The sequence below is a fragment of the Pseudomonadota bacterium genome (assembly GCA_026388255.1).
Lineage (GTDB): Bacteria > Desulfobacterota > Syntrophorhabdia > Syntrophorhabdales > Syntrophorhabdaceae > JAPLKB01.
This window is the reverse complement of the sequence record JAPLKC010000090.1, coordinates 16,478-37,760: the sequence shown is the minus strand read 5'-3', so window position 1 is coordinate 37,760 and position 21,283 is coordinate 16,478. Positions and strand designations below refer to the sequence as shown.

The 21,283-nt window shown below is 41.6% G+C and carries 28 protein-coding genes; 14 read left to right on the top strand and 14 right to left on the bottom strand.

Going from position 1 to position 21,283, the window contains the following annotated elements; genetic code table 11:
• Window positions 1–381: hypothetical protein (locus NT178_13800; GenBank protein ID MCX5813600.1), on the top strand; the 381-nt coding region annotated here is incomplete at its 5' end.
• Between the two features lie 122 nt (window positions 382–503).
• Window positions 504–1,163, top strand: a complete 660-nt coding sequence (locus tag NT178_13795) for an acetate--CoA ligase family protein (GenBank protein MCX5813599.1) — start codon at window positions 504–506, stop codon at window positions 1,161–1,163.
• 132 nt (window positions 1,164–1,295) lie between these two features.
• Here NT178_13795 and NT178_13790 read toward each other — a convergent pair whose 3' ends face one another.
• Window positions 1,296–1,532 (bottom strand): hypothetical protein, encoded by a 237-nt coding sequence (locus NT178_13790; GenBank protein MCX5813598.1) that lies wholly within the window; start codon window positions 1,530–1,532, stop codon window positions 1,296–1,298.
• Between the two features lie 368 nt (window positions 1,533–1,900).
• On the opposite strand from NT178_13790, the gene NT178_13785 reads away from it, so the two are divergent.
• The 9 genes from NT178_13785 to rpoZ all read left to right on the top strand — a co-directional run bounded on the left by NT178_13785 (window position 1,901) and on the right by rpoZ (window position 8,714).
• Entirely contained in the window at window positions 1,901–2,542 is a 642-nt protein-coding gene (locus tag NT178_13785) for an adenylate kinase (GenBank protein MCX5813597.1), read from the top strand.
• A 167-nt stretch (window positions 2,543–2,709) separates the two neighbouring features.
• Window positions 2,710–2,931 (top strand): exodeoxyribonuclease VII small subunit, encoded by a 222-nt coding sequence (xseB, locus tag NT178_13780; GenBank protein ID MCX5813596.1) that lies wholly within the window; start codon window positions 2,710–2,712, stop codon window positions 2,929–2,931.
• A complete protein-coding gene (locus tag NT178_13775) occupies window positions 2,932–3,816 on the top strand; it encodes a polyprenyl synthetase family protein (GenBank protein MCX5813595.1) in 885 nt (294 codons plus the stop codon).
• Window positions 3,816–5,681 carry a 1-deoxy-D-xylulose-5-phosphate synthase gene (gene dxs, locus NT178_13770; protein ID MCX5813594.1) on the top strand — a complete coding sequence of 622 codons (1,866 nt, stop codon included), beginning with the start codon at window positions 3,816–3,818 and terminating at the stop codon, window positions 5,679–5,681. The genes NT178_13775 and dxs overlap by 1 nt, the downstream gene beginning before the upstream one ends.
• The gene (locus NT178_13765) at window positions 5,663–6,394 is read left to right on the top strand and encodes a TlyA family RNA methyltransferase (GenBank protein MCX5813593.1); all 732 of its coding nucleotides are present in this window, start codon (window positions 5,663–5,665) and stop codon (window positions 6,392–6,394) included. The genes dxs and NT178_13765 overlap by 19 nt, the downstream gene beginning before the upstream one ends.
• The gene (locus NT178_13760; GenBank protein ID MCX5813592.1) at window positions 6,382–6,918 is read left to right on the top strand and encodes a DUF4416 family protein; all 537 of its coding nucleotides are present in this window, start codon (window positions 6,382–6,384) and stop codon (window positions 6,916–6,918) included. The genes NT178_13765 and NT178_13760 overlap by 13 nt, the downstream gene beginning before the upstream one ends.
• A gap of 96 nt (window positions 6,919–7,014) precedes the next feature.
• Entirely contained in the window at window positions 7,015–7,884 is an 870-nt protein-coding gene (locus tag NT178_13755) for a YicC family protein (GenBank protein MCX5813591.1), read from the top strand.
• Window positions 7,874–8,494, top strand: a complete 621-nt coding sequence (gmk, locus tag NT178_13750) for a guanylate kinase (protein MCX5813590.1) — start codon at window positions 7,874–7,876, stop codon at window positions 8,492–8,494. Before NT178_13755 ends, gmk begins: the two co-directional genes overlap by 11 nt.
• A complete protein-coding gene (rpoZ, locus tag NT178_13745; GenBank protein ID MCX5813589.1) occupies window positions 8,475–8,714 on the top strand; it encodes a DNA-directed RNA polymerase subunit omega in 240 nt (79 codons plus the stop codon). The genes gmk and rpoZ overlap by 20 nt, the downstream gene beginning before the upstream one ends.
• 244 nt (window positions 8,715–8,958) lie before the next feature.
• On the opposite strand, the gene NT178_13740 is transcribed toward rpoZ, so the two are convergent.
• The 5 genes from NT178_13740 to NT178_13720 form a co-directional block, all read right to left on the bottom strand.
• Window positions 8,959–9,330, bottom strand: a complete 372-nt coding sequence (locus tag NT178_13740; protein ID MCX5813588.1) for a polymer-forming cytoskeletal protein — start codon at window positions 9,328–9,330, stop codon at window positions 8,959–8,961.
• 222 nt (window positions 9,331–9,552) lie between these two features.
• A complete protein-coding gene (locus NT178_13735) occupies window positions 9,553–9,927 on the bottom strand; it encodes a polymer-forming cytoskeletal protein (GenBank protein MCX5813587.1) in 375 nt (124 codons plus the stop codon).
• Between the two features lie 85 nt (window positions 9,928–10,012).
• On the bottom strand, window positions 10,013–10,723 hold the full coding sequence (locus NT178_13730; GenBank protein MCX5813586.1) for a polymer-forming cytoskeletal protein: 711 nt from the start codon (window positions 10,721–10,723) through the stop codon (window positions 10,013–10,015).
• A gap of 345 nt (window positions 10,724–11,068) precedes the next feature.
• Window positions 11,069–11,614, bottom strand: a complete 546-nt coding sequence (locus tag NT178_13725) for a polymer-forming cytoskeletal protein (GenBank protein ID MCX5813585.1) — start codon at window positions 11,612–11,614, stop codon at window positions 11,069–11,071.
• Window positions 11,611–12,513 carry a M23 family metallopeptidase gene (locus NT178_13720; protein MCX5813584.1) on the bottom strand — a complete coding sequence of 301 codons (903 nt, stop codon included), beginning with the start codon at window positions 12,511–12,513 and terminating at the stop codon, window positions 11,611–11,613. Before NT178_13720 ends, NT178_13725 begins: the two co-directional genes overlap by 4 nt.
• A gap of 387 nt (window positions 12,514–12,900) precedes the next feature.
• Here NT178_13720 and NT178_13715 point away from each other — a divergent pair, with 387 nt between their 5' ends.
• The 3 genes from NT178_13715 (at window position 12,901) to NT178_13705 (ending at window position 14,806) form a co-directional block, all read left to right on the top strand.
• Window positions 12,901–13,683, top strand: a complete 783-nt coding sequence (locus tag NT178_13715) for an IclR family transcriptional regulator (protein MCX5813583.1) — start codon at window positions 12,901–12,903, stop codon at window positions 13,681–13,683.
• 24 nt (window positions 13,684–13,707) lie between these two features.
• On the top strand, window positions 13,708–14,370 hold the full coding sequence (locus NT178_13710; GenBank protein MCX5813582.1) for an EF-hand domain-containing protein: 663 nt from the start codon (window positions 13,708–13,710) through the stop codon (window positions 14,368–14,370).
• Between the two features lie 106 nt (window positions 14,371–14,476).
• Window positions 14,477–14,806 carry a LysR family transcriptional regulator gene (locus tag NT178_13705; GenBank protein ID MCX5813581.1) on the top strand — a complete coding sequence of 110 codons (330 nt, stop codon included), beginning with the start codon at window positions 14,477–14,479 and terminating at the stop codon, window positions 14,804–14,806.
• Between the two features lie 34 nt (window positions 14,807–14,840).
• Here the strand turns inward: NT178_13705 and NT178_13700 are convergent, their stop codons facing one another.
• Genes NT178_13700 through NT178_13665 form a run of 8 tightly spaced genes read right to left on the bottom strand, consistent with a single transcriptional unit; the run spans window position 14,841 to window position 21,228 of the window.
• Window positions 14,841–15,539 (bottom strand): phenylalanine--tRNA ligase beta subunit-related protein, encoded by a 699-nt coding sequence (locus NT178_13700; GenBank protein MCX5813580.1) that lies wholly within the window; start codon window positions 15,537–15,539, stop codon window positions 14,841–14,843.
• Entirely contained in the window at window positions 15,539–15,952 is a 414-nt protein-coding gene (locus NT178_13695; GenBank protein ID MCX5813579.1) for a F0F1 ATP synthase subunit epsilon, read from the bottom strand. Before NT178_13695 ends, NT178_13700 begins: the two co-directional genes overlap by 1 nt.
• The gene (atpD, locus tag NT178_13690) at window positions 15,952–17,370 is read right to left on the bottom strand and encodes a F0F1 ATP synthase subunit beta (protein MCX5813578.1); all 1,419 of its coding nucleotides are present in this window, start codon (window positions 17,368–17,370) and stop codon (window positions 15,952–15,954) included. Before atpD ends, NT178_13695 begins: the two co-directional genes overlap by 1 nt.
• A 15-nt stretch (window positions 17,371–17,385) precedes the next feature.
• Entirely contained in the window at window positions 17,386–18,246 is an 861-nt protein-coding gene (gene atpG, locus NT178_13685) for an ATP synthase F1 subunit gamma (GenBank protein MCX5813577.1), read from the bottom strand.
• Window positions 18,247–18,255: 9 nt separating this feature from the next.
• Entirely contained in the window at window positions 18,256–19,764 is a 1,509-nt protein-coding gene (gene atpA, locus NT178_13680) for a F0F1 ATP synthase subunit alpha (protein MCX5813576.1), read from the bottom strand.
• Between the two features lie 5 nt (window positions 19,765–19,769).
• A complete protein-coding gene (gene atpH / locus NT178_13675; protein MCX5813575.1) occupies window positions 19,770–20,312 on the bottom strand; it encodes an ATP synthase F1 subunit delta in 543 nt (180 codons plus the stop codon).
• On the bottom strand, window positions 20,309–20,803 hold the full coding sequence (locus tag NT178_13670; protein MCX5813574.1) for an ATP synthase F0 subunit B: 495 nt from the start codon (window positions 20,801–20,803) through the stop codon (window positions 20,309–20,311). The genes atpH and NT178_13670 overlap by 4 nt, the downstream gene beginning before the upstream one ends.
• Window positions 20,800–21,228 carry a hypothetical protein gene (locus NT178_13665; GenBank protein ID MCX5813573.1) on the bottom strand — a complete coding sequence of 143 codons (429 nt, stop codon included), beginning with the start codon at window positions 21,226–21,228 and terminating at the stop codon, window positions 20,800–20,802. Before NT178_13665 ends, NT178_13670 begins: the two co-directional genes overlap by 4 nt.
• Between the last annotated feature and the right edge of the window lie 55 nt (window positions 21,229–21,283).

Genomic DNA, 21,283 nt, shown 5'->3' with positions numbered 1-21,283 from the left:
AAAACCCTCGATTCATGCCGCTTACCGGGAGGAACTCGCATAGCTGTGCTTTCCGGTCAGGCGGGTCCGGGGATGATTGCTTCCGATGCTCTGGAGCCTGCGGGGCTCAAGCTATCGCACTTTTCAGAGGTAACACAGCAGAGAATCAATGACCTTTTGCCTCCAATCGCTATTCGCACAAATCCGGTGGATATGGGGCCTGCATGGTACAACCCTAAGAATATCATTGAAATCCTGAAGGCAGTGCTCGATGACGAGTACACGGACGGCGTTATTTTCCTTGCCATGTATGCGTCAGCCAATCTGAGGCTGGCGGAGGGGATGGAAGAATATATGAAGGCTGTAGGCCCTTTTCAAAAGCCTGTTAGGCATATGGGATGAGCCAATAAAGGCGCTCGACCGGAAAAAAGGGGTAGCGATTCTTCCAACTCCTGAGCGGGCCGTACTGGCAATGGCTAACCTGTGGAAGTTCAGCTTATTATTGAATGGGAAGGGGTAAAAAAGTGGAATCATTGCTGCTTGGAGTGGATGCTCTCACCTTTCTTGAAAAGGAGGGGTTCCCCGTGCTCAAGAGCCTTCTGGCAAGGAACGAGGATGAGGCCGCGAGCAAGGCATTGGAGATAGGTCTTCCGGTGACGCTGAAGCTCTCATCGCCAGATGTGATTCACAAGACAGAGACCGGGGGAATACGGTCGTCGCTCAAGGATGAAGCTGAAGTGAGACAGGCATTCAGAGAAATCGTTGAAACCTTTACCTCAGACTACCCGGAAAAGAGGCTCGACGGGATTATCGTGCAGAGACAGGGAAACGGCTTCGAAGTGATCGTCGGGATGCTTATGGATATGCAGTTTGGCCCCGTTCTGATGTTCGGATTGGGAGGCGTCTTTGTGGAAGCAATGAAAGATGTTTCTTTCAGATTGATCCCGATAGAAGCTTCTGATGCGAAGGATATGATGGAAGAACTTAAGGGTTTCGGGGCGCTCAGAAACCCTCGAAGCGGAACGATTGATCTCCCGGCAGTTGAGAATTTTCTCTTCCGGATTTCAACGTTTATCACAAATCATCCCGAGGTTCGGGAAATGGATCTAAACCCTGTATTCGTCTCCTCTCACGGTGTCCGGATCTGCGACGCCAGGATCATGGTAAGGATGATGGTAGAGTAGAGAACTGGCACCTTGCTGGAGCCGCTTTTGGGCTTTTTGATGCACGCATATACTAAGGACTATAGCGGTCATAGGTTTCCAATTCCCCCTCATCAAACCATACGTTCAGTTTTCCCGAATACGGCTTTCCAATCATCTTCTTCCAGTGGCTTTTACAGCATACTGCTTGGCCTTCTGGTAGAGCTTCTTCCGAAGTTCCTGAATCTCTGGAGTGGTTAGCATTTCTGCAATCTCCTTTTCCTTCCCTTCTTCAAAAGCATGATGAAGGCAGTGCCTCGGGCAAAAACAACGCAGTGTGCGGGCAGTTGAGAAGGACGAAGCTTTAAACCAGGGCATGACAGCGTGGGACGTTACCGCAGGAGACGGCATTGATTATGAAGCGTGTTGATATTTATTGGGTTAATCTCGATCCCACTGTATGCTTGGAGATAAAAAAACAAAGGCCGTGTGTTTTCATCGCTTTCGTTGATTTAGATTGATTTATTCCCGTTCCGGCTGCATCCGACAAAAACTCAGGGAACTCCAGACCTTTTTTATCAATGATTTTTTCTGTTTTATTTGATAGACTCAATTATTCAATTACGAATCAGGAGGTTTTTATGGCAACAGGAAAAGATAAACCTAAAAATGAAACAAAAAAGGCACCACAAAAGACTTTGAAAGAAAAGAGAAAAGAAAAGCAGGAAAAGGCAAAAAACAAATAGAATATTGGACATAATATAAAAGGAGGACGTGTAATGAAAATTGTTTTATTGGGGGCACCCGGTGCCGGCAAGGGTACTGTTGCAAAATTATTGACAGATTATGATGGTTCGGTTCAGATCTCAACAGGGGACATCCTGAGAAATGCAGTAAAGGCAGGGTCCGAGCTTGGCAAGAAGGCTCAAGGGTATATGGAGCGCGGCGAGCTTGTCCCCGATGAGCTTATCATGGATATAATGGGGGTAAGATTAAAGGAGCCTGATTGTGAAAAAGGCTTTATCCTTGATGGTTTTCCCAGAACTATTCCTCAGGCCGAGGCGTTAAAGAACCTGCTTGTGAAGCTTAACCTGAAACTTGACAAAGTGATTGATCTTGATGTGCCGAAAGATGTTATACTCGACAGGCTGACTACCCGCAGGACCTGCTCAAACCCTGATTGTCAGGAAATATACAACATTAAAAGCAAGCCGCCTGCACCGGACGGCACCTGTCTGAAATGCGGCTCACCTGCGGTACAACGTGCCGACGAAACAGTAGAAGCCATCACAAAACGACTTGAGACATACAATGAGAAAACGACACCCCTTATAGACTTTTACAGGAAAGAAGGGCTTTTAAAATCTATAAGTTCCCTTAGCAGTGAGGAGATTGTCGCAAAGATTAAAGACAGCAATTAAAATCTGATATATGATGGCGGCACAATAACTTTTTTTCAGCATTCAAGGGTCAGCAGAGAATCCGATATAAAAAGATTTTAATACATTCTGACCCCTGAATGCTATTCCCGACAATGGAAATACTTGCAAAACCCCGGTTTTAAATTTTATAATAGGCATTCAAGCTTATGAAATTTGAAGAAGGACTGAAAAAACTCGAAGGCATAGTAAAAACGCTTGATGAGGGTAATATCTCTCTTGATGAGGCGTTAACACTTTTTAAAGAAGGGCTTTCATTAACAAAGGACCTTTCAAAAAGACTTGATGAGATTGAAAAGAAAGTCGAAATTCTTATAAAAAAAGAAGACGGCTCAACAGGAAAGAAGCCATTCCTTCAGGAAGATATTTAAGTGGAACTGGGAACATTTCTTCACGATAAAAGGATTATTGTAGATGACGTCTTGAAGGACATCTTTTCATCCTTGCAGACAACGCCCGGCACACTTAGAGACGCCATGGAGTACTCACTGTTCTCCAATGGAAAAAGAATCAGACCCATACTTGCTATAGCCACATGCGAAGCCAACGGCAAAACGAGCGATGACTTGCTCCCCATTGCCTGCGCTATCGAGATGATACATACATACTCCCTTATTCATGACGACTTGCCAAGCATTGACAATGATGACATAAGACGCGGTAAACCCACCTGTCATAAAGTATTCGGTGATGCAATCGCCATTCTGGCAGGCGATGGTCTCCTGACTGAAGCTTTCAGGATTATGACCGACAACCATTATACTTACAGAATCAGTCCAAAGATACTGAAACAAATTATCTTTGAGGTTGCTTCGGCTGCCGGTGCTAACGGTATGGTTGGCGGCCAGGTTATGGATGTGCTCTACGATGGTAAGGAAGGGACAAAGAATATCCTTAATTTCATTCACATGCATAAAACTACAGCCCTTATCAGGGCTTCTGTGCGAACAGGTGCAATAACAGGAGGAGCAAAGGTTAAAGAACTAAAAAAATTTACGAAATATGCCGAATCCATAGGTCTTGCCTTTCAGATTACCGATGATATATTAGATGCAGAAGGCAATGAGGATATCGTAGGGAAAAGACTTAAAAAAGACTCCGGCAAACAGACCTTTATAAAACATTATGGCATAGTGGCATCAAAAATAAAGGTAGAACAGCTTATTGAAGAAGCGATAGAGGCTATAGAATTTCTGGGAGAGAATTCAAAAATACTCTCTGCCCTTGCAGGGTATATCTGTAACAGGGTTTCCTGATGTTTCTCGAAAAAATCAATTCCCCTGAAGATCTCAAGAAATTAACCATTTCCGAGCTTATACGGCTGTCAGCAGAGATACGGAAACTCATCATAGATACGGTCTCGCAAACAGGGGGGCATCTCTCTTCAAGCCTTGGTGTTGTCGAACTCACCGTCGCCCTCCATTACATCTTCAATACGCCTGAAGACAAGATCATCTGGGATGTAGGGCACCAGTGCTACGCACATAAAATTTTAACCGGCAGAAGAGAACTATTTGGAACACTGAGGCAGGATGATGGATTATGCGGATTTCCGAGTAAGCAGGAAAGCAAATATGATGTTTTTAACACAGGGCACGCAAGCAATTCCATTTCCGTTGCTGTCGGTCTTGCTGAGGCAAGGAAAATATTGAACCAGTCATATAAGATTATTACTGTCATCGGTGACGGTTCGTTAACAGGCGGTATGTCTTTTGAAGCGTTGAACCATGCCGGGGATTTAAAAAGCGATATCATTGTGGTACTGAACGACAACGAGATGTCAATATCGAAGAACATCGGCGCCTTATCATCTTATCTGAACAGGATTATGACCGGCGAATTTATAAACAATACAAGGGAAGAGCTTAAAAAGATGCTGAAAAACATACCGGCCGTTGGCGACAGGGTATATAAGGCGGCAATGCACATTGAAGAGGCGGTAAAGGGTTTTGTAACACCCGGTATGTTATTTGAAGAGCTTGGCTTTCAATACTTCGGGCCGGTTGATGGCCATAACCTGAACCATCTTATGGAAAATCTGAAAAATATCAAAAAACTTAAAGGCCCGATACTCATTCACACGGTTACAAAAAAAGGTAAAGGCTACCCCCATGCAGAGGACGATCCTGCAAGGTTCCATGGCGTCTCAACCTTTGAGATAGATTCGGGCGCCCCTATAGATAAAGGTTCCCAAACCTACACGGACATTTTCGGGGACACCATCACAGAACTTGCAGAAAAGGATGAAAAGATTGTAGCCATCACAGCAGCAATGGGGCTTGGTACGGGCCTCGACAAATTTTCAAGACTTTTTCCTGAGAGATTTTACGATATTGGTATCGCTGAGCAGCACGGCGTTACATTTGCAGCCGCCCTTGCACTTGGAGGACTTAAACCATTCGTGGCGATATACTCTACGTTTCTCCAGCGGGCATACGACCAGATCATGATGGATGTATGTCTCCAGGGGCTTCCTGTCATATTTGCCGTTGACAGAAGTGGTATTGTGGGACAGGATGGTCCAACCCATCATGGGGCATTTGACATTACCTATTTCAGACACATTCCCGGCATAATAGTTATGAGCCCTAAGGATGGCAATGAACTGCGGCAAATGCTCTATTCTGCTTACCTGTATGGCAAACCGGTAGCTATCCGGTACTCAAGAGGTAAGGCACACGGCACAGAAATTCATAAAAACTTTCACGAAATCCCTATCGGTACCTGGGAAAAATTAAAAGAGGGCAGTGACGTTGCGATCATTGCCTGCGGCAACCTTGTATACCCCTCTCTGATTGCAGCGCAAGAGTTGGAAGAAGAAGGCATCCACATTACTGTCATAAACGGACGCTTTATAAAACCCATGGACAGAGAAATGCTGATTGGGACGGCAACACATGTAAAATGTATATTAACCGTTGAAGAGAATGCTTTAATCGGCGGGTTTGGTAGTGGCATAATGGAGGTGCTCTCTGAAGAAGGTATAGCCGTACCTTTGAAGATGCTGGGAATACCGGACATATTTGTACCCCATGGGCTACAGAAGACATTAAGAGGAAAGATTGGTCTTGATACGGAAGGTATTAAGAAGGTAATACGTCAATGGTTAAAGAAAGGATAGACGTGCTCCTCGCAAAGAAAGGACTTGCCCCGTCACGGGAAAAGGCAAAAATCCTTATCATGGCAGGAGAGGTATATGCCGGGAATGAGCGTATAACAAGACCGGACAGAAAAATAGGTGACGATGCCCCCATAGAGGTTAAAAAAAATCCCATACCTTATGTCAGCTATGGCGGCATAAAGCTTGAGAAGGCAATTGAAGCATTCTCTATAGATGTAAAGGGTAAAAAAGTAATTGATATAGGTTCATCAACAGGTGGATTTATAGATTGTCTGTTACAGCACGGCGCATCAATTGTTTACGCCGTTGATGTGGGAACGCACCAGCTTCATGAACACTTAAGAACAGATAAAAGGGTTATCGTAAAAGAAAATCTCAACGCCCGGTATCTCACATTTGAAGATATCGGTGAGCAGGTAGATATTATCACAATCGATGTCTCATTCATTTCGTTGAAAATGATCCTGCCGGTGACAATTCCCCTGTTGAGTAATAACGGTCATGTTGTCTCCCTTGTAAAACCACAATTTGAGGTTGGACGGTTTGAGGTAGGCAAGGGTGGTATTGTAAAGGATGTCGAAAAGATAAAGAGGGCAATTGAAGATATAAAATTATTCGGCATGGGGCTCGGCTTAAAGCCTACGAGTGAAATTGAAGCACCGCGGGCAAAAGAGAAAAAAAACCGGGAGTATTTTATATCATGGGAATTGTAAACAATCCCAAGTCCGTTCAATTTTTTACGAGTATAATATTCAAGGATAACTGTCACATGGAGAACACTGAAAGAGACATCCGGGAGGCAATAGGAAATATACTGGACAAGACGGCTTCTATGTCTTTTTATTATACACGTTACTATGAAAAGGAGATGGGGAGCGACCTATCACGGATTTTTCTCCTCTTCGAACCACTTTTTCAGAGAGAACAGTTGCCGAGTATAAAGCTTAAAACAAACAGCATAGAAGCATCTCTCTCATCAGAAGGAAAGAGGGCTGTCAATATCGACCCGGGGTATATCTCTCTTGAAAATGTCGTCCTTGCCACAACAAAGGGTTATGCCCACAGGGTTTACCTCAATTGCGGCATATATGCGGAACTAACGCTTATATACCATAACAATACATACAGGCCTATTGAATGGACCTACCCGGACTATGGCAGTGAGGAGATTATTGCAATTTTCAATGGATGGAGAAGCATTTTGAAGGAGAAAATAAGGACCTGTGAAGATGGGTAACTCATCCACAATCCTCCGAGCAGTTCACGGCAAATACACTGTTTCTTACTACAAAACACCTACCGTGGATTATTCTACTAAAATAAGGATACGATAATGATCAAAAGCATGACAGGGTTTTCAAAGGTTGAAATGGAATTTGAAGAAGGAAGACTGAATTGTGAGGCACGGGCGCTGAACAACAGGTATCTTGAAATAGGCCTGAAACTCCCGAAGATAGATTACGCCGGTGAACAAAAATTGCGGGAGCTTGTAAAGCGTTATATCAAGCGCGGCAAGGTAGATATCACGATAAAATGGGAAAAGTCGAACGGGGGGTCAAATGCTCTTAAAGTAAATGAAAATGCCGTAAGACAATACCTTGAAGTGCTAAGTATATTGAAGAAAAACTTCGGCTTAAAAGGCCAGTTGACAATAGAAAACATTCTGAGCTTCAGAGATATTATCACATACGAGGAAAACAACAATATTTCAGAAAAAATCCTTGCAAAACCCTTCGAAAACCTGATGAAAAAGCTTGACGAGGAGAGAGTTAAAGAAGGAAAGATAATACAGAAAGATCTGACTGGCAGGCTGAAAAAGATTACACAGAATCTCAAAGAAATAGAAAAAAGATGGCCCCTTATCATCAAAGCACATGAAAACAAATTAAAAGAACGAATGATGGAGATCATAAAAACGGCCTCCATAGATGAAATAAGGGTTTTGCAGGAACTGGCAATCTATATGGAGCGGCTCGATATTTCTGAAGAGATTGTCCGGCTGAAGGGGCATATTGAAAACTTTAATAACACGCCGAAATCTGATGATGCTATCGGAAGAAAACTTGATTTTATTATCCAGGAAATGGTCAGAGAGACAAACACTATCGGAAGCAAATCAAACGATTTATACATAAATGAAAGGGTTGTTCATATAAAGGTAGAGATAGAAAAGATGAGGGAACAGGCACAGAATGTGGAATGATGAGGGCACAACTGAGGGCGGTAGACATAGAGACAAAATAAAAGGACGGCTATTTGTCGTTTCCGGGCCGTCCGGGGTAGGGAAAAGCACACTCATTGAAAGATTCTTGAGGAAAGACCGGAATGCTGTTTTTTCAGTCTCCTATACAACGCGGGTGATAAGAAAGGGTGAGGTAAACGGAAAGAACTACTATTTTATTGATGAAAAGACTTTTAAGGATATGGCGGAAAGCAGAAGTTTCCTCGAATGGGAGAACATACACGGCCATTTTTATGGCACGCCAAAAAAAGAGGTTCTGGATATACTGGAAACAGGAAAGGATATTTTCCTCGATATTGACGTAAAAGGTGCATTAAACATAAAAAAACAATACCCGGATGCCTGCCTTGTGTTCGTTGAACCCCCTTCAAAAGATGAATTGATAAGGAGGCTCTCCTTCAGAAAAGAACAAGAGATTGATATACGCATGAAAAGGGTAGAGGAAGAGATTGATAAAAAATACCTTTTCGAGTATACTATTATCAATGACAATCTTGAGAAAGCATACGCAGCGTTTAGACACATCATTAAAAGCGTAAAGGGGAAGAAAAATGGCAAGGATAACTGTTGAAGACTGCATGGAAAAAGTTGAAAACCGCTTCGAGCTTGTACACTTGGCCGCTAAAAGGGCAAAACAACTGGCCAAAGGCTCAAAACCCCTTGTGAAATCAAGTAATAGAGAGGTTGTAACAGCGCTGAGGGAAATTGCTGATAATTTTGTCTATTTCGGAAAAAAGGAACTGCTGGATAATAAGGATGTACCTTACCAGTTGTCCAACTTCGCACCATAAAGATTGTATGAATCCTTTTCTGTTTAATTTTCTATTAATCCTGAAAATGTGACAAAAGATCCTAAAAGGCCGGGCGTATCAATATCAAATCTCAACACCCCATGAATCAACTGAAAAAACAATTCAGACGTAAATAACGATTTACATCCCTTCACTTCATTATACAAAATTGCAATATAAACACCTTTTTGTAAACAAAGCAAAATATGGTCTTGATGCACTGTATTATTCTTTCTTATTACCTCTAAGCGCCTACAGGCTCTCTCTTCATGATACAAGAGCCGTTAAAGACCGAACCGCTCTCAATTACAACATTTGGTGTTGTAATGTTGCCGTTATGAACTGCAGTGCTTTTCAGTATAGCCTGCTCGCTGGCAGTAACATCTCCCTGAATCTCACCATGGGATATGAGGTTTTTTGTAGTAATCGTAGCTTTAACTTTTGCAGTAGATCCAACAATCAATAGCCCCTCCGATACAATCTCTCCTTCGAGAACACCCTTTATCATGAGAGAACTTTTGAATTTTATTGTACCCTGAATTTCTAAATCATCAGCAAGTATCGTGGTAACACCTTCTTCGCCGACATCAGAGGTATTAGAAACTGAGTTTGTCATTTTTTAGTCTCCTTTTTTTAAAATTTATGAAACAAGTTTACGTCATTGTTGTGATCCACATCTTCATTATTATCTCAGCATTGCCTGATTTACTCAATACCAAACAAAACATATTGGATTCTGAAAATGCTTTTTCATTCTCTAAAAACCCTGAAATCCTTTGTATATTATGCTGATGTTCCCATGGTATCTCATACAAGTGTCTAACCAAGCAAAGTCCCGTTAAACAGGATTAATATCTCTGGCCTTCATCATACAGGAACCGTTAAAAACCGAACCATTCTCAATCACAATATTTCGTGTTGTGACATTACCGTTATGAACTGCAGTGCTTTTCAGTATAACCTGCTCGCTCGCAGTAACATCCCCATGAATCTCACCGTAGGATATGAGGTTTTTTGTAGTAATCGTTGCTTTAACTTTTGCAGTAGACCCAACAATCAATAGCCCTTCCGATATGATCTCTCCTTCGAGAACACCTTTTATCATGAGAGAACTTTTGAATTTTATTGTACCCTGAACTTCTAAATCATCAGCAAGTATCGTGGTAACATCTTTTTCAACTACGTCAGAAACGCTGGAAGTTGTGTTGGTCATATTTGCCTCCTTAGATTTGATAAATTATTAAAATCTATCTTAGTTTTTTTTAAAAACATAACAAAAGTTTTAAGAACTACAAAATTCAAAATAGTTCCGCCTTGGGTGGTTTCGGCACAGAATATTCGTCCTCAGTGGACCAGACAGTCTCTGTTATCTGTTCCTCTGTTATCTGTTCCTCTGTTATCTGTTCCTCTGTTATCTGTTCCTCTGTTATCTGTTCCTCTGTAGTGGACCAGACAGTCTCTGTTATCTGTTCCTCTGTTATCTGTTCCTCTGTTATCTGTTCCTCTGTTATCTGTTCCTCTGTTATCTGTTCCTCTGTTATCTGTTCCTCTGTTATCTGCATTTCTGTTTCTTCCGTTATTTCTTCTTCGGATACTGTTTCTTTTTCAACCATAGCCTCAGTAAAAACAACATCCGCTATTTGAACAGGTTCTTCCCTCTTCATAATACAGGATCCGTTAAAGATAGAACCGCTCTCTATCACAATATATGGCGTCGTAATATTGCCATTATGGGATGAAGTGCTTTTCAGCATAACTCGATCGCTGGCAGTAACATCCCCTTGAATTTCACCGTGAGATATAAGGTCCTTTGTAGTAATCTTGGCTGCAACTTTTGCAGTAGGTCCAACAATCAACAAACCCTCAGATATAATCTCTCCTTCGAGAATGCCTTTAATCATGAGAGAATTTTTGAATTTCATGGTACCCTGAATTTCTAAATCATCAGCAATTACCGTTGTGACCTTTTCTTCGCCGTCACCTGAGCCCCCAGGAGCAATGTTTATCATTTTTTCCTCCTTTTTAACCGTTTGTTGTGGTCTAAACCAGTGTCAAAAAAATCTATATAGCCTGATCGCTATTAAACTTAACCTTATCATAAAAATTCACAAAAGTATTGGGTTGCACATTTTGTATTGCAAAATAGAAGGTTGCGAAATAAAGACCTATCATCGTGTTATCCATAATTTATGTCTTTTCAATAAAAGAAGCCAAATAAAAACAAGAATCCCGAATGTTTTGATAAACAAGTCTGTAACTCAAGCCGCATATATCCGATATATCCATTTTTGTAGGAACTGAATCTATTGGTATTTTTCATAAAACACACTTTAATATATGAGACAACCTTTAATCTATAGAGACTTCTTCGCCTTTCGTTCAAAGGGCAAAACATCCTTATTGTCTGAGTCTGTGATATTTTGCATACAAGAACGGCCGTCAAAAATAGCGCCTTCAGATATTGCGAGTTTTAGTGTATAAATATCCCCTTCTACAATGCCTTTGGATTTTATCTTTACTATTTCTTTTGATTGTATGTTTCCTTCTATATTTCCGTTTATGATTATAGCTCTCAAAGTAACATCGCCTTTGACCATCGCGGACTCACCTATCATTATCCAGTCTGCATCAATATCCCCTTCTACAATGCCTTTGGATTTTATTTCTACAGTTTCTTTTGATTTTATGTTTCCTTCTATTTTTCCATTTGTCACAATACCTCTTAAAGTGACATCGCCCTTTATCGCACCGGTTTCGCCTACTATCAACCAGTCCGCATTTATGCTTCCTTCGATTGTCCCATCCATTCTGACAATACCTTTGCTGGTAAGATCGCCTTTAATGCTGGATTCAGCTCCTATAATCACTTCAAGCGACGATTCTTTTTTTCTGAATATCATGATATGTCCTTTAAAAACGAAGCTGGATTAATAGGTCTTCTGTTTTTCCAGACCTCATAATGGAGGTGTGGACCTGTTGTGGCGCCAGTGGAGCCGGAAACTCCAACCACTTCTCCCCGTTTTACCTTTTGACCGACCTTAACACGATTTTCTTTGTTGTGTGCATAAACGGTTGTAAAGCCATGTCCGTGTTCGAGCACTACTATATATCCGCTGTCGTTGTGCCAGCTTGAAAAACTTACCATACCGTCTGCTGTAGCTTTTACCGGAGTACCGATGGACGCACCGATATCTATCCCTGAATGAGATGCATCTCTTCCGTAAATAGGATGTTCCCGAAGGCCAAACCCTGAATTTATCGTACCCTTCAATGGCCATCCTGTTGGAGTTGCATGATAAAGATTTTTCTGTTCCTCAATATATATTCTGATTTCTGAGACAGATTGGATTGTCTCATCAACCTGTTTTTTTAATAACTCAATGTTAAGGGCGCCGGTATTTGCAAAGTCCGCTTCTTCAAGAATGGTTTTTTTGGATTTAAGAGAAAGAAGCTTTGAAAACTCGGCCTCAGCCTTTTTGAGAGAAAACATCACGATTTTCAGTTCACTGAATTGCGAGGAAATATAATTAAGCTTTCTCCTCATCCCATAATACTCTATGGTATTAACCCCTATGGATACTACATAAACAGCACCGATGATGCTAAGCAGAAGGCACGAAAACAAAGCGATTGCAGGCACCTTGATTCTTAAAGGCCTGATTTTTGAGTGTGGCACTACCATAATAGTGATGGAGGTAAAACTTTTTCTCAAAAAAAGCTTGATCTTGTTCATTGATAATCTATTAAAATCTTCTTCGTCCATTTTAAAAATATTTTTCCTAAGTATCATAAAATACATACAAATGTAAAGTTTTTTATTTTATGTTTTTTGCAAGAAAATTATTACAAGAACGCCTGCATCGTTTTCAATAAATCCGAGGCTTGCTATAGAGAAACCTGCTCTCTCCTTTTCCTTAGTAAATGCCGCCGCAAGTCATGGTGCTTGCTGTGAATCTTATATATCCGTTAAAACAAAAGATAATAATATAGTAACACATATTAATGATATTTACATGTATACCCGTTTGTGCTAATAAATAAACCAGGCTTTCACACTATGCATATATCTGTCAATTCGGGGGTGCACAATTTAGATGCGGTTGAACTATCCACATAATTTCTTTTGCATGAGGATAAGCAATATATGTTTTGTCAATCAATAATACAGCACACTATTTTATAGTAAATGAAAAATGATACCATGAAAGAACAGTATAGCATAAAGGTACTAGAAAAAATCGTAACAATACTAAACCTTTATACTGATAAAGAAAATTCATTCACACTTACCGAGATAAAAAAAAGGACGGGTTTTCCTAAAACAACAGTATTCAGAATCCTGAAGACCTTTGAGAACGCCGGTTTTTTTAAATATGATCTTGCAAACGAAAAGTACAGTCTGGGTTTAAGATTCCTTGAATTGGGCGGTATTGTGTATGAGTCCCTGTCCATAAGGAAAGCTGCAGCCCCTTATATGGATTCTCTCTCACAGAACCTTAAGGCTATCATTCTCCTCGGTGTTATAAAGAACGACCAACTTTTGTATATCGATAAAAACGAGTCAAATAGTATAATACGGATCAGCGCACGTACAGGCCTTAAAAGACCTCCCTATTACGGAATGTTGGGTATGACACTGCTTGCCCATATGGATGAGGAGGAAATAAAACGGCTTCTGCAGCAATATCCGCCAACTAAAATAACAGAATATACTGTAACGGATACGGATGAAATTATGCATAAGCTGAATGAAGCAAGGAAACTCGGATATTATGTAGAAAAGGACGAAGTTGTAGAGGGGCTTCTTGGTATCGGAGTGCCAATCAGGGATTACTACGGAAATGTTGTTGCTGCACTCGGAGCTACTCAACCGGCGTTCCAGATAAAAAAAGGCGCCATCGAAGACATCATACAAGAGTTAATGAAAGCATCGAGGCTCATATCAAAGGAACTCGGCCATGTCGAGTAAAAAAAGATATAATATGGAGAGATATTGAATACAACAGAACAAAAGAGCGGTATGAGGCAAATCATATTTATAGTTTTTATTATTCTTTTTGTTTGTACAATGATAACCCCAGGAATTGCACAGGAAAAACCGACCACAGATAAAAACTCCAAGCCATCAAAAGTAATAATCAGGGTAAGATCAAAGGGGGATTTCGTTGGTACTGTTTCTCATGTAAATATGGTTAGCAAAACCATTACCGTTAGAAACAAGGGGATAGTTGTAACCTTTGATGTGCTCAATCCGGTTTTTAAGGGCTATAAGAACCTTGAACAAATAAGGGTCGGCGATAAAATAGCAATATCCTACACAGGCGACGGCGCAAGAATAACAAAGGCTATCGGTATATATAGCGTTTTTCAACAAGAAATAGCAAAACCGATATCCGAATCCACAAAGCAAAAACATGCATCAACTAAAACCAATAAAGAACACCCTGTTAGGATCAAAGAAAGAACAAATAGCAGGCATTTCAGGGATGTGGATAACAACAATGATGGCAGGATCACCCCTGTCGAGCTAAGCGCTGTTGTACCAAATTTAACCGTTGAAGATTTTAAAAAATACGACAGAAACGGTGACGGCTATCTTAACGAAGCAGAATATAATGCAATTAATAAATCTGTAACACATGGTTACAACCGTTAATAATATTTTTCTTCATAATATGTGCGAGTTGGACAAGGAATTATTAGAACATAGGATGTACAGAATTTTTTTATTACATCGGTGTCAGGTAGTCTAAGGAGCATACATGAAAATTGCCTATAAAGTCTGGCTGGATACTGATGGAAAAGCCTTCGGAGAAGGTCCATATAGAGTTCTAAAACAAATAGAAAAGGCCGGTTCGCTACACCAGGCTGCCATTGATCTCAAGATCTCTTATCGAAAAGCATGGCTTATTATCAATTCTGTTGAAGAAAAGCTCGGTTTTGACTTTCTTGAACGAAAAGTAGGCGGCTTGTCAGGAGGCGGTTCACATATTACTCCCTCCGGTAAAGCATTTCTCAAAAAATATGAAGATTTTCGTAGGGAACTGGAAGAAGTGCTTGAGAATACATATCAAAAACATTTTGGCACATAACTTTCAGTCGTTAAGAAGATTTTGTCATTGCATATTAAATGCTGAATTGCGTGTAAAGCCTGTTTCTGGTAATTATGTCTTTGTGCACAACCCTGCCGTAGCCGTTCTGCAATAGACCATGTTCCATATCATCCATGATCTTCCCGCATAGTCCCTCGGAAAGTCCTTCCATAACATCTATGGGAATAAATACAGATGTTGTATCAACGGTTACTTTATCTTTGTTACATTGTCTCCACACCCATCTTCTGGTAAGTACCTCTTTCTCATCCTTATAAACAACTTCACCTTTGCCCACAATCTCGGGCTCACCGCCCTCCATGGGTATAAAGGTCTCATTCCCTTCTGCAAAACAAAGAGAAATATCGCCTTCTATCGGCACAATGGCATGACCTCCCATAGGGACAAGATATTTCAAAGAGATTTCATTATACAGGTCAACAACTGGGCTTATTCTCGGAAAGGGACCGCCTTTTAAAATCCTTCTCAAAAGTGATTCAATAGAGCTGTAATATTTCGATGCGGAAATGCCAAGTTTATTAAATGCATCCCTCCATACTTTTACATGAAGATGTTCCTGTGGATTTTTGTAAGGAAAATTGGTTCTTATGTCCTCAAGTATCGCTTCGAATCTGTCTTCACCGTACCGCTTATTTTCTATTTCACAGACAAGAACACCGATTTTCAACTCCGGAAAAATACTGAAAAGCTTATCTTCTACGGAAAAGATCATTAAATTCTCTTTGAAGCTGCCGATATCCTTGATATTGCCCGTTGTAATGCCATTTCATGTACCTTAAAATCATCGGCTGTATCTATAGATATATCTTTAAGGACAGACTCTGCACGATCCTTTGCATTTTTTGCGCGCTCAAGATCTATTTCTTCTGCAAATTCTGCGGTATCAACGAGAAAAGTAACCTTATCTTCAATAACTTCCCCGAAACCTCCGCTCGTTGCAATATGTCTTGTTTTGCCGGCTTTCATATAACGGATTTCACCGATACCAATAGTTGTCAGAAATTTTATATGGCCGGGGAGAATGCCGAACTCGCCAAGTTCCCCAGTTGCTTCCACCATGTCGACTTCTTCGCGCACAAGCAGTTTCTCAGGGGTTACGATTTCAATATTAAGCATACTCACAATTAATCCCCCATAAATTGTTTAGCTTTTTCAACTGCCTCTTCTATTGTACCAACCATATAGAACGCCTGTTCCGGAAGCTCGTCATATTTTCCTTCTGCAATTTCTTTAAAGCCTTTGATTGTATCCTTTAATGCAACGTACCTGCCCTGCTGACCGGTAAATGCCTCTGCAACAAAGAAAGGTTGGGACAGAAATCTCTGAATCTTTCTGGCACGTGCAACAACAAGCTTATCGTTTTCTGAAAGCTCATCCATACCAAGGATAGCAATAATATCCTGCAATTCTTTGTACTTCTGAAGTATTCTCTGAACCTCACGCGCTACGGAGTAATGTTCATCACCGACAACCTTCGGGTCAAGGATCCTGCTTGTTGAATCAAGGGGGTCAACGGCAGGGTATATACCGAGCTCTGAAATCTGCCTTGAAAGCACTGTAGTCGCATCAAGGTGTGCAAATGTTGTTGCCGGAGCCGGGTCGGTTAAGTCATCTGCAGGTACGTAGATAGCCTGAACAGAGGTAATTGAGCCCTTCAGTGTTGATGTAATCCTCTCTTCAAGTTCACCGAGATCTGTTGCAAGCGTCGGCTGGTAACCGACTGCGGAGGGCATTCTGCCAAGTAACGCCGATACTTCTGAATTTGCCTGAGTAAATCTGAATATGTTATCAATAAAGAGCAGTACGTCCTGTCCCTCCTCATCCCTGAAATATTCTGCTGCGGTCAGCGCTGTAAGCCCTATCCTTGCACGGGCGCCTGGCACCTCTGTCATCTGCCCGTAAACAAGTGCACATTTATCAATAACGCCTGACTGTTTCATCTCAAGCCAGAGGTCGTTGCCTTCTCTTGTCCGTTCCCCCACACCACCAAAGACGGATATGCCGCCATGATGCGTGGCAATATTATGTATCATCTCCATGATAATAACTGTTTTACCCACACCGGCGCCGCCAAAGAGCCCCACCTTCCCGCCCTTTGAATACGGTTCAAGGAGATCAATGACCTTGACGCCCGTTTCCAGCAACTCGACCTTCGTATTCTGCATGATAAGTGTCGGCGCAGGCCTGTGTATAGGATATTTCATTTTTGCCGAAACGGCCCCGCCTCCATCCACCGGTTCCCCAATGACATTCAACACCCTACCGAGTATCTCATTGCCCACAGGGATGCTTATTTGTGCGCCCTTATATACAGCTTCTTGCCCTCTCATCAATCCATCTGTCGTATTCATGGCAATACAGCGTACATTGCTGTCTCCAATGTGCTGGGCAACCTCAAGGACAAGGTTCTCGCGAGTATCGTTTATCGACGGATTTGTTATGTATATTGCTCCATATATCGGAGGAAGGTTATCAGAGGGAAACTTTATATCCACTACCGTTCCTATGACCTGTACAATATTTCCTTTAACTTCCAAGTTCATCTATAATTCCTCCTTTTATGTTCCTCTCAAAGCTTCGGCACCGCCAACAATGTCCATCATCTCATTGGTTATGCTTTCCTGTCTTCGTTTATTATATACAAGGGTAAGATAATTTATCATCTCGCCACAGTTGCTTGTAGCATTTTCCATGGCAGCCATTCTTGCAGCATGTTCCGATGTCTGGGAATCCAGAAGGGCAAAGTAAATCTTTGTACTGATATATTTCGGGATGAGGGCTTCGATGATTTTGTCCCTTTCCGGTTCATACAGATAATCGATACCTTCCGGTTTACCGGAAGTCTTTAAAGGAAGAAACTCTTCAAATACAGGGATCTGCTGTGCCGCAGAGTGGAAGTGATTATGTCCAAGATATACCTTATCGAATTCACCTTCCATATATAGCTTTATCAGATCATCGGCCATGGTATGCGCAAAGTCCTGGTTAATTTTTCGAATATCAGTCCAGTCTTTTACAATGTCGGCCTTTCTTCTCTGGAGGTAGTCTTTAACTTTTTTTCCAAAGACATATATGCCTATACGCTCATATTTATCCCTGTTTTGTATTACAAACGTTTCTGCCTGCAAACCGATATTCATATTAAAACCGCCGCACAAACCTTTGTCTGACGCCATAGAAACAACAAGTACCTTCTTTATCTCTTCCCTTTCGGCAAGGAGCGGATGGATCTCTTTCGGGACCCTTGTTATAACCCTTGCAGTCAACTCTTCCATTTTTAAGGCATATGCCCGTATTTTCTCCAGGTCTTCCTGTGCCCTTCTCAATTTCGAGGCAGAAACCATCTTCATAGTTCTCGTAATCGTCCGGGTACTGTTTATACTGCCAATCTTCCTTTTTATATCCCTTAGCGTTGCCATCAAACGTCCTTAATAGGTAAATTTATCTCTGAACTGATCAAGTACGCTGTTAAGCTTATCCTCAACAGATGTGTCAATCTGTTTCTTCTCCCTGATTTCCGTAATTAGATCCGGATGTTTTTCTTCCACAAACCGGAACAGTTCCTGTTCATATCTTTTTAGCTCGCTCTCAGGATATCCATCAATATACCCGTTCGCGCCGGCATACATCAATATAATCTGTTTCTCAACAGGAACCGGTACGTACTGCCCCTGTTTTAAAAGTTCTGTCAGACGTGATCCTCTTGCAAGAAGGGCCTGAGTAGCCTTATCAAGGTCACTCCCGAATTTGGCAAAGGCAGCCATCTCCCTGTACTGGGCAAGTTCAAGCCTTAATCGTCCCGCAACCTGTTTCATCGCTTTTATCTGGGCATTGCCGCCAACCCTCGATACCGAGATTCCAATATTTATGGCAGGTCTGACGCCTGCGTAAAAAAGTTCAGGTTCAAGGTATATCTGGCCATCCGTAATGGAGATAACATTTGTAGGTATATATGCAGAGACATCGCCTGCCTGGGTTTCAATGATTGGAAGCGCTGTCAAAGAACCACCCCCATGTGCATCATCCCACTTGGACGCCCGCTCCAGCAGCCTTGAATGAAGATAAAAAATATCGCCCGGATATGCCTCCCTTGCCGGCGGACGACGCAGCAGAAGCGATATCTGCCTGTATGCAACAGCATGCTTTGAAAGATCATCATATACGATAAGTGCATGTCTTCCTGTATCTCTGAAATATTCGCCCATTGAAGTGCCTGCAAAAGGCGCCAGATACTGAAGTGGTGCCGGATCGCTTGCAGTTGCAGCCATAACCGTTGTATATTCCATTGCGCCATAACTGGTTAGGAGGTCTACCGTCCTTGCAACAGAGGACCTCTTCTGTCCTATGGCCACATATATGCAAAAGACGTCATTTCCTTTCTGGTTTATTATCGTATCTATAGCAACGACAGTTTTCCCTGTCCCCCTGTCGCCGATGATCAGTTCTCTTTGTCCCTTTCCAATCGGTATCATTGCATCAATAGCCTTAATACCTGTCTGAATGGGCTCCTTGACAGGTTGCCTGACTACAACCCCAGGAGCTATCTGCTCGACATTTCTAAACTCCTTTGCTTTGATAGGGCCTTTTCCATCAATCGGGTTTCCGAGGCCATCAACAACTCTGCCTATAAGGGATTCGCCAACCGGAACCTGGGCAATCCTGCCTGTCCTTTTTGCCAGATCCCCTTCTTTAATTTTATAATCCTCGCCGAAAATAACGGCGCCGATATTGTCTTCTTCGAGATTCAAGACCATACCGGCTATGCCTTGCGGGAATTCAAGAAGCTCTCCTGCCATGGCGTTCTGAAGTCCATAAATCCTCGCAATACCATCACCGACAGAAATGATTACACCCGTCTCCTGTAGATTTAATTCCCTTTCAAAACCCATTATCTTCTGCTCTATAATCCTGCTTATCTCGTCTGCCCTGATCTCCATATATCCTACTCCTTCAAAATATTTTCCTTTAACGTTTCAAGCTGTTGTTTTACGCTACCGTCTATGATAGTTCCCTTTACATTAACCTTAACCCCACCTATTAGCGTTCTGTCTTCAATAATCTGAAGAACCACGTCTTTTTGCAATTTCCTTTTCAATTCGGCTTCAATTCGGCTTTTCATTGTGTCAATAAGAGGGTATGCCGTATAAAGGGTTCCTCTTATCCGCCCTTCCTTTTCATCCACAAGTTCACTATAAACGTTTTTTATCAGGTGAATATACCCCATCCTGTTCTTTTCAAGGAGCATACTGAACATATTTGCCAATGGAAGCGGCGCATCACAGGCTTTCATGATGTCTCCAAGAAGCCCTTTTCTCTTTTCCATTTCAAGAATCGGGAGCATCAGGGTTTTTCCCAGTTGCTGCTCCTTATTAAAAACTTCAAGTATGGTCTCCATGGCTGTCAGGTATTCTCTGTATTTGCCGTTTTTTTCCCCAACGGCAAATAAACCTTTTGCATATCTTTTTGCAATTGATTGACTTATCAATTTAGGCTCCCCATTTTTTCGATAAACTCTTCCACCATTCTGTTATGGTCTTCCTTTGTAAGTCTTTCCTTGACAAGCTTTTCTGCCTGCTCCATCGTAAGTCTTACTATTTCTTCCTTGATCCTGTCACTTACTTCCTTTGCTTCCTGTGTGTATGTAAGTGTTGCCTGTTCCCTGAGTTTGGAGGCAAAAGCCGTGGCTTCATCCTGTATTCTCTTTTTCTCTTTTTCAGCATCTTCAAGCACTGCCTTCTTGAATTCCCCTATCTCCTCATTGAGACATTCAAGCCTGTTTTCATAAGTTGCCTTCATTTCCTGGGCTTCCCTGAGTACCCTCTCTGCTTCTTCAAGTTTATCTTTAACTGTATTATGTCTGTTTATAAAATAATCCTTAAAAGGTTTACCGGCAAATTTTATCAGGACCCCTACAAGTATTGCAAAATTCACAAATTTAAAAACCCAGGACAGCCATGATTCAGAACCACCGGTCATGAGAAACTCCTTATTAATATCTTTTGCACGACTTCATCGGACAGTTTTTCCACATCCATTATTAGTGCCTGACGCACCTTTTTGCTCTCGCTCTCCATATCGATCCGTATCTTAGAAATCTCGTCTGTCAGATCCGTCCTTGCTTTCTCGATAATCTGCGTTGCAGCAGCATGCGCTTTGATAATGACCGTGTCTTTCTCTTCAATAATCGGTTTTTTCCTTTCCTTTACGCTGTCCTCATATGACTTTTTCAGTGTGTTGACCATTTCCTTCATTGAACTTGCCTTATCAAAGCGTGAGCCGATTGTCTCTTCTCTCCTGCTAATTGCCTTGATAACGGGCTTGAAGAGCAAAAAATTCAGAAGTATCATCAAAATCAACAAATTTGCAAACTGAATAAGTATCGTATAATTAAAATCAATCATTTTTTACCTCTTATAATTCAAGAGAATTATTTCACTTAGGTTAATATCATAAAAG

Coding starts and splice junctions, on each gene's coding strand:
- NT178_13735 (MCX5813587.1), bottom strand. CDS start 9,927: ATGACCAACACAACTTCCAGCGTTTCTGACGTAGTTGAAAAAGATGTT.
- xseB (MCX5813596.1), top strand. CDS start 2,710: ATGAAATTTGAAGAAGGACTGAAAAAACTCGAAGGCATAGTAAAAACG.
- NT178_13725 (MCX5813585.1), bottom strand. CDS start 11,614: ATGATATTCAGAAAAAAAGAATCGTCGCTTGAAGTGATTATAGGAGCT.
- NT178_13755 (MCX5813591.1), top strand. CDS start 7,015: ATGATCAAAAGCATGACAGGGTTTTCAAAGGTTGAAATGGAATTTGAA.
- dxs (MCX5813594.1), top strand. CDS start 3,816: ATGTTTCTCGAAAAAATCAATTCCCCTGAAGATCTCAAGAAATTAACC.
- NT178_13720 (MCX5813584.1), bottom strand. CDS start 12,513: ATGTATTTTATGATACTTAGGAAAAATATTTTTAAAATGGACGAAGAA.
- NT178_13700 (MCX5813580.1), bottom strand. CDS start 15,539: ATGATCTTTTCCGTAGAAGATAAGCTTTTCAGTATTTTTCCGGAGTTG.
- NT178_13765 (MCX5813593.1), top strand. CDS start 5,663: ATGGTTAAAGAAAGGATAGACGTGCTCCTCGCAAAGAAAGGACTTGCC.
- NT178_13665 (MCX5813573.1), bottom strand. CDS start 21,228: ATGATTGATTTTAATTATACGATACTTATTCAGTTTGCAAATTTGTTG.
- NT178_13760 (MCX5813592.1), top strand. CDS start 6,382: ATGGGAATTGTAAACAATCCCAAGTCCGTTCAATTTTTTACGAGTATA.
- NT178_13670 (MCX5813574.1), bottom strand. CDS start 20,803: ATGACCGGTGGTTCTGAATCATGGCTGTCCTGGGTTTTTAAATTTGTG.
- NT178_13705 (MCX5813581.1), top strand. CDS start 14,477: ATGAAAATTGCCTATAAAGTCTGGCTGGATACTGATGGAAAAGCCTTC.
- atpD (MCX5813578.1), bottom strand. CDS start 17,370: ATGAACTTGGAAGTTAAAGGAAATATTGTACAGGTCATAGGAACGGTA.
- NT178_13730 (MCX5813586.1), bottom strand. CDS start 10,723: ATGATAAACATTGCTCCTGGGGGCTCAGGTGACGGCGAAGAAAAGGTC.
- NT178_13715 (MCX5813583.1), top strand. CDS start 12,901: ATGAAAAATGATACCATGAAAGAACAGTATAGCATAAAGGTACTAGAA.
- atpA (MCX5813576.1), bottom strand. CDS start 19,764: ATGGAGATCAGGGCAGACGAGATAAGCAGGATTATAGAGCAGAAGATA.
- NT178_13740 (MCX5813588.1), bottom strand. CDS start 9,330: ATGACAAACTCAGTTTCTAATACCTCTGATGTCGGCGAAGAAGGTGTT.
- atpG (MCX5813577.1), bottom strand. CDS start 18,246: ATGGCAACGCTAAGGGATATAAAAAGGAAGATTGGCAGTATAAACAGT.
- gmk (MCX5813590.1), top strand. CDS start 7,874: ATGTGGAATGATGAGGGCACAACTGAGGGCGGTAGACATAGAGACAAA.
- rpoZ (MCX5813589.1), top strand. CDS start 8,475: ATGGCAAGGATAACTGTTGAAGACTGCATGGAAAAAGTTGAAAACCGC.
- NT178_13785 (MCX5813597.1), top strand. CDS start 1,901: ATGAAAATTGTTTTATTGGGGGCACCCGGTGCCGGCAAGGGTACTGTT.
- NT178_13790 (MCX5813598.1), bottom strand. CDS start 1,532: ATGCCGTCTCCTGCGGTAACGTCCCACGCTGTCATGCCCTGGTTTAAA.